Annotated in this window: 13 protein-coding genes and 1 riboswitch; of the genes, 4 read left to right on the top strand and 9 right to left on the bottom strand. The window is 39.0% G+C overall.

The window, feature by feature from the left end:
* Window positions 1–230: 230 nt before the first annotated feature.
* The 5 genes from V7137_RS23320 to cax all read right to left on the bottom strand — a co-directional run bounded on the left by V7137_RS23320 (window position 231) and on the right by cax (window position 5,605).
* Window positions 231–1,772, bottom strand: a complete 1,542-nt coding sequence (locus V7137_RS23320) for a fumarate hydratase (protein WP_335700281.1) — start codon at window positions 1,770–1,772, stop codon at window positions 231–233.
* Window positions 1,773–2,138: 366 nt separating this feature from the next.
* Window positions 2,139–2,336 (bottom strand): SE1561 family protein, encoded by a 198-nt coding sequence (locus V7137_RS23315; protein WP_066251284.1) that lies wholly within the window; start codon window positions 2,334–2,336, stop codon window positions 2,139–2,141.
* A 307-nt stretch (window positions 2,337–2,643) separates the two neighbouring features.
* Complete coding sequence (locus tag V7137_RS23310) at window positions 2,644–3,453, bottom strand: YfkD famly protein (RefSeq protein WP_335700280.1); 810 nt, start codon at window positions 3,451–3,453, stop codon at window positions 2,644–2,646.
* An 88-nt stretch (window positions 3,454–3,541) separates the two neighbouring features.
* The gene (locus V7137_RS23305) at window positions 3,542–4,159 is read right to left on the bottom strand and encodes a YczE/YyaS/YitT family protein (protein WP_335700279.1); all 618 of its coding nucleotides are present in this window, start codon (window positions 4,157–4,159) and stop codon (window positions 3,542–3,544) included.
* A gap of 390 nt (window positions 4,160–4,549) precedes the next feature.
* Entirely contained in the window at window positions 4,550–5,605 is a 1,056-nt protein-coding gene (cax, locus tag V7137_RS23300; protein ID WP_335700278.1) for a calcium/proton exchanger, read from the bottom strand.
* Between the two features lie 199 nt (window positions 5,606–5,804).
* On the opposite strand from cax, the gene V7137_RS23295 reads away from it, so the two are divergent.
* The gene (locus tag V7137_RS23295; RefSeq protein ID WP_335700277.1) at window positions 5,805–6,983 is read left to right on the top strand and encodes an MFS transporter; all 1,179 of its coding nucleotides are present in this window, start codon (window positions 5,805–5,807) and stop codon (window positions 6,981–6,983) included.
* A gap of 176 nt (window positions 6,984–7,159) precedes the next feature.
* Window positions 7,160–9,073 carry a heavy metal translocating P-type ATPase gene (locus V7137_RS23290; RefSeq protein WP_335700276.1) on the top strand — a complete coding sequence of 638 codons (1,914 nt, stop codon included), beginning with the start codon at window positions 7,160–7,162 and terminating at the stop codon, window positions 9,071–9,073.
* A 444-nt stretch (window positions 9,074–9,517) separates the two neighbouring features.
* Here V7137_RS23290 and V7137_RS23285 read toward each other — a convergent pair whose 3' ends face one another.
* Both V7137_RS23285 and V7137_RS23280 read right to left on the bottom strand, forming a co-directional pair.
* Window positions 9,518–10,360, bottom strand: coding sequence for a YihY/virulence factor BrkB family protein (locus V7137_RS23285; protein ID WP_335700275.1), 843 nt, complete (start codon window positions 10,358–10,360; stop codon window positions 9,518–9,520).
* A gap of 13 nt (window positions 10,361–10,373) precedes the next feature.
* Window positions 10,374–10,745: a YtxH domain-containing protein gene (locus V7137_RS23280; RefSeq protein ID WP_335700274.1), complete on the bottom strand. Its 372-nt coding sequence runs from the start codon at window positions 10,743–10,745 to the stop codon at window positions 10,374–10,376.
* 229 nt (window positions 10,746–10,974) lie between these two features.
* On the opposite strand from V7137_RS23280, the gene V7137_RS23275 reads away from it, so the two are divergent.
* Complete coding sequence (locus V7137_RS23275) at window positions 10,975–11,199, top strand: DUF1128 domain-containing protein (RefSeq protein ID WP_026564441.1); 225 nt, start codon at window positions 10,975–10,977, stop codon at window positions 11,197–11,199.
* A gap of 35 nt (window positions 11,200–11,234) precedes the next feature.
* Here V7137_RS23275 and map read toward each other — a convergent pair whose 3' ends face one another.
* Window positions 11,235–11,984, bottom strand: coding sequence for a type I methionyl aminopeptidase (map, locus tag V7137_RS23270; RefSeq protein WP_335700273.1), 750 nt, complete (start codon window positions 11,982–11,984; stop codon window positions 11,235–11,237).
* A gap of 361 nt (window positions 11,985–12,345) precedes the next feature.
* On the opposite strand from map, the gene V7137_RS23265 reads away from it, so the two are divergent.
* Complete coding sequence (locus V7137_RS23265) at window positions 12,346–12,672, top strand: helix-turn-helix domain-containing protein (protein ID WP_335700272.1); 327 nt, start codon at window positions 12,346–12,348, stop codon at window positions 12,670–12,672.
* 106 nt (window positions 12,673–12,778) lie between these two features.
* Here V7137_RS23265 and V7137_RS23260 read toward each other — a convergent pair whose 3' ends face one another.
* On the bottom strand, window positions 12,779–12,901 hold the full coding sequence (locus tag V7137_RS23260; protein ID WP_335700271.1) for an anti-repressor SinI family protein: 123 nt from the start codon (window positions 12,899–12,901) through the stop codon (window positions 12,779–12,781).
* Window positions 12,902–12,931: 30 nt separating this feature from the next.
* Window positions 12,932–13,021, bottom strand: a riboswitch (cyclic di-GMP riboswitch).
* Window positions 13,022–13,184: the final 163 nt, after the last annotated feature.

The raw sequence follows: 13,184 nt of genomic DNA, 5'->3' as shown, positions 1-13,184 counted from the left end.
CATTTACTGGATATTATTTGGAAATCCATTCAACCTTCTCCCGCTTATTACATCTTTTTTGGAACTTACTACATATTTTCAAATTCTTATTACATCCTTCTCGAAACTTACGACATTTACTGGATATTATTTAGAAATACCACTCATACTTAAGATACTTATTCCATAATTTCTACCCGCACCCACAAAAAAAGATAGACGCGCCCAGCGCGTCTATCTCCAACCAATACTTATTTAAAAACCGATTCCTTAAACTGAGCTAATTTTTCTAAGGAAGATTTGTCGACGTCTGCATGGAGGCTGTTTCCGTGTGAGTCCATTGTAACGACCGCCGTGAAGCCCTCTACGCTCAGATGCCACATTGCTTCTGGAATACCAAATTGCATTAGGTCTACACCTTCAACAGATTTGATACAATCTGCATAATACTGTGCAGCACCTCCAATGGCATTTAAGTATACCCCGCCATGCTCTTTCAATGCAGCCAACGTCTTCGGCCCCATACCGCCTTTACCGATGACAGCACGGATGCCAAACTTCTTCATGATATCACCTTGGTAAGGCTCCTCACGAATACTTGTTGTCGGACCAGCCGCTTTAACGTGCCACGCACCCGCCTCATCCTTCAACATTACCGGACCGCAATGATAAATAACTTGTCCATTTAAATCCACAGGCGCTTCATGATCGCTTAAATATTTATGAATCGCATCTCGACCTGTGTACATCATACCGTTAATTTGAACGACATCTCCAACTTTAAGGGAACGAATCTGTTCTTCGGAAATTGGTGCTTGAAGAGTGATTACCTCTTCAGACGTAGCTGCCGTTTCCTTGGCTGCCTCTCCCTCAGCAAAATCAATGAATTCCCCATCTTGGTACATCCATTCATTAATTTCACCTGTCTCAGGGTCCACACTCACACCTAAGCGGCGGAATGCCCAGCAGTTGTAGGCAACTGAAACATAGAAACTTGCAGGAATGCGGTTCATGACACCCACTTTACAGCCTAAAAGGGTTGCTTCACCGCCAAAGCCCATGGTGCCGATTCCTAATTTATTTGCATTTTCCATTACATACTCTTCTAACTTACGAAGGTCTTCATTTGGATTCACATCATCAACAGAACGGAATAACTGTTCTTTGGCCAAATCATACCCGGAGGAGCGATCGCCGCCAATACCGACGCCGATAAAACCAGCGCTGCAGCCTTGTCCTTGAGCTTGATAGACGGAATGCATGACACACTTGCGGATTCCATCAAGGTCACGTCCGGCACGACCTAATCCGTCTAATTCACATGGAAGGCTATATTGAATGTTTTTATTTTCACAACCGCCGCCTTTTAAAATAAGACGAACGTCGATGTAGTCTTTTTCCCATTGGTCAAATTTGATAACTGGCACCCCTGCACCTAGATTATCACCACTATTTTCACCTGTTAACGAATCAACCGAGTTCGGGCGCAACTTGCCTTCTTTCGTCGCCATCACAATCGCATTGCGAATCGCTTCTTTTATTTCTAACTGATTCACACCCACTGGCGTTTTAATTTTAAAGGTTGGTAAACCAGTGTCCTGACAGATGGGTGACACTTGATCGTCCGCCATTTTGATATTGTTTGTGATTGTTGCAAGGCTCATTGCCGCACTTGTTCCAGCGTTTTCAATTTCCTTAGCCCTTTTAACGGCCCGGCGTACGTCCTTAGGAAGTTTTGTTGATGTTTCAACGACCAGCTTGTACATGCTTTCTTGAAATTTAGAAATATTCAATTCCAGTACCCCTCTCCCTATGTTCCCCAGTAATCTTTTTCAATTTTATAATTTTTTGCACGCCTATATTATACTCCTATAACCACTAGAATTAAAGGATTAGCTTGCAACCGCTGCCAGGTTAATCTAGGAAATACGTTTGTAAATTGGATTCACCATCCCACTTTTATAAAAAGGCCCTGTTGATTGAAGCGAAAGAAGCTTCGCTTTCCGCGGGCGGTCCGGGGAGCCTCCTCGGCGCTCTATCGCCTGCGGGGTCTCTCTTCCCAGTCTTCCCTTAGGAGTATTCGCGCCTGGAACGCTGATCAACAGGGTGCCAAAATCAACAATAGGCTTTAACATAGTCTATAAAAAAGAGCCTGTTGGTTAAACAGACTCACTCACTTCACGATTATTAAATTCTCTGCATTTTGATTCCATATCATCTAACATTGAAATTAAGCGGTCAATATCTTCCAGATCCGTATCTTCTGGATCAATCGCATCGAGAACATCAATGAACATGTTTAATCGTTGTTTAAGAAAATTCACTTGTGTATTTTTATCTTCAATCGGACTACCCAAGTTGATTCACTCCTTTCTCTAACGTTTTCATCCTATCGAAAAATTGCTGCTTTGACAATCGATTAGTAGTATTTTGCCCTATTTTTTTAAAATAATGGCTGTGTTAGGCTTGCCTTTTGATTTCCGCTCCAGGCGCGTGCGGTTCGCGGGTGGTCCGGGAGTCTCCTCGTCGTTGCGCTCCTGCGGGGCCTCCCCTGCCCCGTCCTCCNNTTCCGCTCCAATCAACATGGTTAGTAAAATCCACATGACATTTAGCACAGACAAAATAAATAGACCCCTGCAATGAGGAGTCCATTTCAATTCAATATCAGCGTGGCCGTTCAGAGGCTGCGAATCCAAAGGAAACATAATCCTGAACAGGAATCCATGCACCAATCCCTTGAGAAGTTACGTTTTTAATCACGATAAACTTTTTGCTTCCTTTTAACATCAAATAGACTTCGCCGTAGGTTACTTTCCCTTTTTCATTTACACCAGGTGCATATGCATATAGGTAACCCAAGCGGTTCGGTGGAATGTTATAAATATGGTCATTCTTCGTGCCGGCACCAATAATAGTATCGAACGCAAGTGGAAGATGAGTTTTTTCCATCGCCTTTAAAAGCATCATTTTTTTCACGGCTTCCGCATTAGCGATTTTAGCAGTCAGCCCGCCTCTGATAATCTTTTGGGACTCCTGAACATACTTGATTTGATATGGCACCTTGCCGCCACGATTATCGAAATAATTGGTGTTAATTTTTTGGAACTCCCAGTTTGGAGAGGTTTCCGATGATTCGTAATTTAAGGGCCACTGACCCAAGTAGACAATGGCACGATAACCAATTGCAAACGGTGTGCTATTAATACTCGATTCATTTAGCATCCGAATTAGATCAGGGTTTTCGATCTTTACCTTTGATGAGTTAATCAACTTTTTAGTTAAATCGCTTGGTTGTAATAATGGCAGATCCTGTGTTGAATTGGGATAGGTATTTTCCTTTGTTATATTCCGGACCGAAGCTGGGACTTGATATTTTACCGAGGCTTTTTGAGCCGGGGCCTTTTGTGCGAAGGCTGACGGAATAATAGTTAACATTAATAGCAAAGTCATTAAGATACTGACATTTTTCTTCACGAGTTAAACCCCTTTCACTAGTAGCATTAATCAGTCTGCTAGTAGTTTTTTCGGAGTTGATTATTTTTATCCATCAAAGGATGTAATTTCAATATTTCGCCTGAAGGCGTAACATTAATTTTTCAAAAAATGGGAAGAACAATTGGATGGCAGGGCCTACTGTAAACGTAATAATAAAGGTTCCATAAGAAATAGGTCCATGTAGAAAAAATGCTGGAACCAGTGCAGTAATCTCCCCAATTGTTTTCGCTGCCATTAAATTTACTTGAAACCGTTCCTTAATCGCTAACATAAAATTATCAATCGGACTTTTAGGGAAATTAGCTTGTATGTAAATAGCTGCCCCAAATCCGATAATCAAGATGCCTAAAAGTAACATCGCTAATTTGAAGATAAGTTGATTGACTTGAAATAAATCAAATACTGTCCCTAGCCAAAAATCAACTAATGAACCAATGATAATAATGGTGAGAAGAGAAAGAATGTCGGGTTTTTTCTTTAATAAAAGAGAAACGACAATGACTAAAATAGCACCATCAATCATTACCCATTTTCCAACTGATAAACCTATTTTTTCAGTTAAAGCTACATTAAGTGCATCCCATGCACCCACGCCAATTTCTGCTACTTCAATTGTCATGCAAACACCAAACGTCATAATACTTAAACCGAAAATAAAAAATAATAACCGAATTAATAATTTCATTTGTCGCTCCTTAAAATTGGAGGAAAAGTAACAGAAATGTAATATTCAGAACATTTACAAAATTACAATTCCATATTATAATATACTTAACTTATCAACAAAGGAGGGCCGTAATCAATCAGCTTATCAATTACCTATTACCCCATAAGGAGGTTGGGATTCCCGTCTTTTATGAGATTCAACACTCGTGTTCATGTAGTTAAATAAACATGAAGGTTGGTGATGGATGGCCCAAAGTAAAGCGATTGATTTTTACCCTGCTAGAAGGTTGTTTTATCATAATAGCACAAGCATGACGATTAACCCCGTACATTGAAGAATTGAAATAATTTTAGATTTAATAAAGACTCTATGCCAAAAAGCTTAGAGTCTTTATTTTGTTTCTAATCATTAAAGTAAGTAAAAGCCAATTCCCATTATTAAATAGGCAGCTAGTAAAGTTAACCCTTCGAACCAATTCGATTCTCCGTCGTTGGAGATGACAACCATAAGGAGCACTGATGACACCATCGCAATTAATTCTTGCCAGCTAAATAAAAGCGGCATAGAGGTATCATAGAAAAGAGAGACAAGCACGAGCACAGGTAAAACGAACATGGCTACCTGTAAGGTAGAACCAATCGCGATTTCCACCGCGATATCCATTTTGTTTTTAAATGCCATCACAATTGCAGATGCATGTTCAGCTGCATTCCCTACGATCGCCACGATAATGACCCCGATAAACAATTCAGACCAACCAAGTGTTTCTCCCACATATTCAAAAGTGTGAACAAGGTGTTCGGAAATGTAAGCGACTGCTATGGTTGCAATGAAAAGAACAGCAATTGCTTTTCCTTTTCCCCATTCTGGTTCTTCTTCTTCATGTACAACTTTTACCGTATTAGGCTGGTAGACGCCTCGATGGGTAACCAACTTAAAAAATAAGGCAGCAAGATAGAGGATAATCAATATGACTGAGATCCCAATACTTAAGGAAAGAGTTTTTGCCTCATTCATACTAATCGAAAAAACTTCCGGAATGACAAAGGCAATGATAACAGCAAACATCAACAGCCCTGAATTATGTCTAGCATCATAAACATTAAATGTTTGCCGCTTAAATTTTAAGCCCCCAATAAAGAACGAAAGACCTGCCACAAGAAGTAAGTTTCCTAAAACCGAACCTGTTAGTGAAGCCAAAACTATTCCAACAAGTCCAGCTTTCAACGAAAATATTGAAATAATGAGTTCGACTGCATTTCCAAACGTTGCATTTAATAATCCGCCAATTCTAGGTCCGGCCACAATCGCAAGACTTTCTGTTGCCCTTCCCATAAAACTGGCTAGCGCTACGATGGTTAAGCAATAAATAATAAATAAGACAATATTTGACCAATGCATCAGTGAGCCAATAACGGAAAGTGGCACCCCTATGAGTGTCATAAGCATAAAAATCCTGTTCACCGTATTCCCTCCATATTCTTTTTATCTAACGGGGATTTTTTCTTTTGAGCTTTTTTCCTTTTGTTCCTTAATTTACCTAAAATCAACCCGAATGTCTAGGGGAGTATATTTCGCTTGCAAATGGACAATTTTCTCGATACCATCATTTAGGAACAATTTTATTTATATTGAAAGATGAAAGTAGAATTGAGGAAGTTCTATGAAAAAAAATAAACTTCGCTTTTGGATTCTTGTTAGCATCGTTGCTATTTCTGGGTTTTCTCAAGGAATGCTGCTGCCTCTCATTGCCGTCATTTTTGAGAAAAGTGGGGTATCACCATCTCTAAATGGCTTAAATGCAACAGCCCTTTATATCGGAATTCTACTCGTGTCTCCTTTTATGGAAATGCCCCTTCGGAAATACGGTTATAAACCTGTGATTATCTATGGTGGCGGGCTCGTCATTATTTCGCTGGCCTTATTTCCTATTTGGGAAACGTTTTGGTTTTGGTTTACCCTCCGATTACTGATTGGAATAGGCGATCATTCTCTCCATTTTGCCACACAGACTTGGATTACATCATCTTCTCCTGCAGATAAGCGGGGACGAAATATTTCACTGTACGGATTATTTTTTGGAATTGGTTTTGCTAGTGGGCCGCTGATGACGCCATTAGTAAATGTAAATGAATCTCTGCCTTTTATTGTTTCCTCGATTTTATGTTTTATTGGCTGGATCTTTGTATTCATGCTTAAAAATGAACGGCCTGAACAAGAAGTTGGGATCAATTCATTTCTATCAACCATAAAACAGTTTAAGAAGGCTTTAAAATATGGATGGGTTGCTTTTTTACCGCCATTCTCTTATGGTTTTTTAGAATCTTCCTTAAATGGCAGTTTCCCTGTCTACGCATTAAGAAAGGATATTGACGTATCCAGTGTTTCAATGGTTTTATCTGCGTTTGCCATCGGCAGTATTATTACCCAACTTCCATTAGGAATCTTAAGTGATAAGTATGGACGGAGAAATATCTTAATAACAATTCTTTTTCTTGGATTTTTTAGCTTTACGGCAGCAATCTTCTTTGAGAACTCTTTTATTGGACTGTTTGTAGTTTTCCTTATTTCTGGAATGATAGTCGGCTCGACTTTCTCGCTTGGAATCAGCTATATGACAGATTTAGTACCCAAGAGCTTACTCCCGACTGGAAATTTGTTATGCGGTATCTTTTTCAGCCTCGGCAGTTTAAGCGGTCCAATCATCGGTGGTTTGTTCATAAAATTTATAGATAATGTGAGTTTTTTCTATATCATTAGTACGATGCTCTTAGCTTTATCGATCATCGTTTTCACTTTTGGAAAGAAGACGTATTTGGTGTTGGAGCAGCAAAATTCTTAACTAATAGTAGAGCAAATTCATATCTAGTGCATACAATATGTGGTAAGATAAAGATAAACATAAATAGAAACATTTTATAGACTGTGCTGTCATCCCTTTGATGACAGCTTTCGTATTTTTTAAGGCTATTGACTTTGATTATTCTTATCAATTAGAAATACTAGGGGAGGAAAACCATGAGTTCTGAAGCAAAGGCGCTAACAAAGAGTGTGAACAAATTAAGGTTCTTCGAAAAGATCAAACCACATGCAGAATTAATTGCTGCAGGCTTAAGCGGTGGATTAATTGCAGCTGGCTGGATGTTAGATAAGTATGGAAATGGTGCTGACTCCATAATTGCTTATCTGCTAGCATTTGTAATTGGCGGTTTTGCCAAAGCAAAAGAAGGTATCGAGGCTACCTATGAAAATAAAGAATTAAATGTAGAAATGTTAATGATTTTTGCCGCAATCGGTTCTGCCATAATTGGTTACTGGACAGAAGGTGCTATATTAATTTTTATTTTTGCTGTAAGCGGTGCACTGGAAACTTATACAATGAATAAAAGTCATAAGGAAATTTCTTCTTTAATGAAGCTGCAGCCCGAAGAGGCATTGCTCATCGCAAATGGAGGTGAAAAGAAAGTTCCTGTTTCCATGCTTCGAGTTGGTGATTTGATTCTCATCAAGCCTGGGGAGCGCATCCCTTCTGATGGGATCATTACGAAAGGACAAACGAATATTGACGAAGCAGCAATCACCGGCGAATCAATGCCCGTCTCAAAAGGAAATAACGAAGATGTATTTGCTGGTACCGTAAACCTGTCAGGTTCGATTACCGTCCAAGTGACAAAAGCGAGTCATGATACCCTTTTTCAAAAAATCATTCAACTCGTACAATCCGCTCAAAGTGAAAAATCTCCTTCACAGCTATTTATTGAACGCTTTGAAGGAACCTATGTTAAAGTGGTCCTTTCTGTTGTTTTATTGATGTTTTTTCTCCCGCACTTTTTGTTAGGCTGGAGTTGGCAAGAAGCCTTTTACAGGGCGATGATATTATTGGTGGTTGCTTCCCCTTGTGCCCTTGTTGCATCCATTATGCCGGCCACATTATCGGCCATTTCAAATGGAGCAAGGCATGGAATCCTGGTAAAAGGCGGTGTGCATCTGGAAAATTTAAGCCATTTAGGTGCGATTGCATTTGATAAAACCGGTACTCTTACAAAAGGTAAACCAGAAGTAACCGAAGTGATTGTAAAGGATGGCCTTGTTCGAGAAACTCTTATTTGGAAGGCTGCATCCATTGAAAGCCATTCTAACCATCCACTTGCTACGGCGATTGTAAAATATGGGAAATCAAATATAAACAAAGAACTCCTTCATCCCGACACTCTTGAAGATGTACCTGGCTGGGGTGTAAAAGCCACAATCGACGGGGAGTATTGGAAAATAGGCAAGGAAGCCTTTATAGAAAATAAGCATGTCGAAATGTTTGCGGACGGAAAGGCAAGGGAACTAGCCAGCCTCGGTAATACACTAGTATTTATTGAAATTGATGGCGAATTAAGTGCGATTATTGCCATGAAGGATGTTGTACGTGAGGAAACAAAGCTGGCAATTGACCATTTAAAAAAGCAGGGAATCCGGACTGTAATGCTGACCGGTGATAGTGAAAAAACTGCGCATGCGATTGCCGCCGAAAGCCATGTTGATGAATTTTTCGCGGAATGCTTGCCTGAGGTTAAAGTAGAAAAATTGAAGAGTTTGAAATCAAAATATGAAACTGTAGCAATGGTAGGAGACGGAATCAATGACGCACCTGCATTGGCAATAGCAAATGTCGGTATTGCCATGGGCGGTGGAACGGATGTTGCTCTTGAAACGGCTGACATTGTTCTAATGAAAAATGACTTGCCTCGAATTGCTGAAGCCATCGATCTGTCAAAACGGATGAACCGGATCATTAAGCAAAATGTTGTATTCTCCATCTCTGTTATCATGATCTTGATATCCTCTAATTTCTTGCAAATGCTTGATTTACCATTAGGAGTCATTGGTCATGAAGGCAGTACCATTTTAGTCATTCTAAACAGCCTTCGCTTGCTTAAATAAAGCTATGTTAAACTTGCCTGTTGATTTCCGCTCCAGGCGCGTGCGGTTCGCGGGCGGTTCGGGGAGCCTCCTCGGCGCTTAAGCGCCTGCGGGGTCTCCCTTGTCCCGTACTCCCGCAGGAGTCTCGCGCCTTTCGCTCCAATCAACATGGTTAGGAAAATCAGCAATGGCAGTTAACAAAGCCTAAATAAAAAAACTCATAAGCAGTTAAAGACCGGATGAACATTCATCCGGTCTCCTTATTTTAATTGTGAAAAAGCCCATTAGTGATAGCCATTTGACCCGTTCGCAGAACCCGAAGTTTTATTACCTTTACTTCCTTTTCCTTTTTGCTTTGTACCGCCATCTTTTTTGGTCTTCTTTGTCATAATAAGAACCTCCTTGATGTAAAATTCACCTGCCATCTTAGTTTGAACAGATTGGCCTTTTTCATGAAGGTAACTATTAGCAATTCCTGCGGTTTTTTTCACTATAAAAAGCATTTATTTCTCCACCTAAAATAATAATAAATGCCGATATGTACAACCAAATCATTAAAACAATAATGGCTCCAATACTTCCATAGGTAAGCGAATAATTACTGATATTTCCCACGTAAAAGGTCAATCCAATCGAGGAAACAATCCAGCCGATTGTGGCAAAAGCAGCCCCTGGAAAGGCACTGCGACATTTTAATTTTACATTCGGTGCAATCCAATATAAACCTGTAAAAATAAGAAACAAAATAATCGCACTAACCAGCCAACTTAATGTATCCCAGAGCCTAATAAACTCGGTGGTATAACCTAATTGAGAAAATAAAAAAAGACCTATTTCCCTGCCAAAGATAGGAAGTATAATGGCAAGTATTAATACTAAGATCATCCCAAATGTTAAAAGAATGGCCATTCCTCTTGAGACAATAAATGAGCGGCTTTCCTTGACGTTGTATGCCTTATTAAACGCCTTTACAATGGCATTAATACCATTCGATGACGACCAAATGGTGCCGATTATCCCGAACGACAGCAAACCACCATTCCGATGGTTCATTATGTCATGTACATTTTTCTCAATTAAGTCCATTGCCTCAGCTGGTGCAAAATCTCTCACTACCCCCAGCATGTCCTGATGTGGAATCGGAAAATAGGGAAGTAGCGTAAACAGAACAATCAGGAGCGGAAATAGGGACAGTAAAAAATAATAAGCCAACTGTGCACTTAAGCCTGGAAGGTCATCTTCATCGATCCTATGCCAAAGTAATCTCAGTAGAGATGAGCGAACATTCTCTTTCCCCACCTTATCCATCTCCATCCTCCTTTTACTGAATTCTTTCATCTTCTCCTAACACTTCTTCTAATAGAAGTTCTTCGTCACTTTTAGAGAATGTCTCCTTTGTTTCTTTTAGCATGTCAGATACCTGTGGTGTTAATTCCCTTAACTCTTCTACCTTGTCTGTAATATAAGAGATGTCTTCGCTGACCTGCTTTACAGTTGTCTTTAATTTCTCTGCTGTTTCCTTTACTTTATCCGTTATTTCTCCTGGATTTCTAAAAACATAGGAAACCTTCGTGGTCGTGTTTTGTACATTTTCTTTCATCCGTTCACGTGTATGCTTATCTAAAAGACTAATGGCCCCGCCTGCAATTGCACCTAGTATCATTCCGCGCCAAAATTGATTTTTCTTTGTCATGTTAACGTCTCCTTTAATCCTTGCTATTATCAATAGTACCCCATGTAAAAAATAACAAAACCTGATTATATTAATTTTGCTTTAAAGAAGCGGTCCACGCAAGTCCAGATATACTTTTAACAAATTTTTTTGGATAAACTAAATTGGTAGTCCTTCCAAGTATTTTTTTATTGACAGATAATTTTTTACATGAAAAGATGAACTTATTAATTCGGAAAGGGTGACCGAAATGAATTTATCTGAAAAGTCGATTGAAAATGTCGAATATATGATTGAACAAATAAAGGAAAAGCTGAAGGTTTTGAACCTAGGGGCAATAAAACCTTCACACTTTGATGAAGAAATGTACGAGGAACTGAAAGAAATTTATGATATGGTCCAAAGAAAGAATTCCTTTAGTCCTAATGAAATGCAGGCACTAGTTGAAGAACTCGGAAGCCTTCGAAAGAAATAAAGCAAAACCCGTTATTAGACATAACGGGTTTATTTTTAATCCTGTTCAGTTAAGATGATGGTTCCCTCTTTTGTAATGGCAAGCGTATGCTCGTATTGCGCTGAGTATTTCCCATCAATGGTTCTAGCAGTCCAGCCATTGAAATCCATCTTTGTTTGGTATCTACCTACATTGACCATGGGCTCAATCGTAAAGACCATACCCTCCTTTATTCTTGCGCCTTTCCCTGGCAGCCCATAATGAGGAACATCTGGTTTCTCGTGAATCACCGCCCCAATTCCGTGGCCAATAAAGTCCCGGACGACAGAAAACCCTTCACTTTCAACATATTTTTGAATGGCGTGCCCAATATCACCAATTCGATTACCGACAATAGCTTGCTCGATTCCTTTGTACAGTGCTTCCTTTGTTACTTTTAATAAACGCTCCGTTTCCTCTGAAATCTCGCCAACGGCATATGACCAGGCGGAGTCAGCTAAAGCACCATTGTAATTGACAACCATATCCACTGTGACGATGTCACCTTCTTTTAAAGGTTCCTTCCTTGGAAATCCATGACATATTTCGTCATTTATACTCGCACAAGTGGCATATTCGTAGCCTTTATATCCCTTTTGTTCTGGGGTGGCACCTTTTTTCTTAAGAAACTCTTCGACAAATACATCGATTTCCCACGTCGTAATACCTGGTTTAATCATTTTAGCTATTTCTTTATGACAAGCAGCTAGGATTTCTCCAGCTTTTTTCATAGCTTCAATTTCACGTTGTGATTTAAGGACAATCATTATTGGAGGATCCCCTTCCTTTTTATTTATTTGGCACTGTTTAACTTGCCTGTTGATTTCCGCTCCAATCTACATAGTGGCAAAATCAACAATAAGGTTTAACATAGCCATTTATTTTTATGTATGCAAAATCAAAATTATTATTCGACTAAAAACATACCTCAATAGCATTATACAACAAGCCGTAATAGGCAACACTTTTAATATTAACTCTATCCTCGTATTTTTTCAAAAATACTTTATACTGAATTTCTTTCTCAAACTTCAAACTTTTGTCATATTTCCACGTTCTTAATATGGTACTTTTCCATTCTTTTTGATAGAATTAACGTATAGTGAATAATAATTGGGTGTGAGACTAATGATTGGTGATCGCGTTAAAAAATTTCGCTTAGATAGAAAAATGTCGCTATCCGAACTTGCTGCTCAAGCAGGGGTGGCTAAATCTTATTTGAGTAACCTTGAGAATAACAAACAAGAGAATCCTTCTATAAAGTTCCTGGAAAAAATCGCAGTCGTTTTGAATATTCCTGTGGACCATTTGATACATGAAGAAATTAATACAGAGGAATTAGATATTGATTGGATGAATCTGGTCAAAGATGCAATGAATTCTGGTGTTTCTAAGGATCAATTTCGTGATTTTCTTGAATTTAACAAGTGGCGAATTAATCAAAACGATAAATAGTAGGCGAAGTAATTTTCCTCTTATTAAAAAAGAAAAGCATTCTACGAAAAGTGTAACTTTTTGGTAGAATGCTTTTTATTTATGTACCTTTATCGTGATTATCTAATTACCTCTTGTTGACCAAGAAATCACGAACTGCTTCTATCGATAACCCTAATTCTTTTGCCTCTAATATTAGTGCCATCCATTCCTGATCAATTACTTCAACATCACTTTCGATAATAACCATTCTTCTCACTCCTAAAATACATAAGGTATTCCAGGTAACCCGGCCACCCTAGCAAGTAATCCTTGCCTTAGATCCTCGGCTTTGCGTCCCTGCTTTTCAACAGGTTTGCCTTTTTCTGACACTACTACAACTTAAGTCACTGTATTAGCAATTTGTTTTAATTTCGATAGGTCGATTTACTTAATCCTTATTGATATTATATCTAGTGCTATTTTAGTAGGTTGTTGTAATTTGTCGTAATATTTAAATATTCAAACAACTTTTTATAACAATTTATCCCATA

It is taken from the genome of Neobacillus drentensis (genome assembly GCF_036962765.1).
GTDB lineage: Bacteria > Bacillota > Bacilli > Bacillales > Cytobacillaceae > Neobacillus > Neobacillus drentensis_C.
The sequence above is the reverse complement of the archived record's forward strand: the minus strand, read 5'-3'. Positions and strand labels throughout refer to the sequence as shown.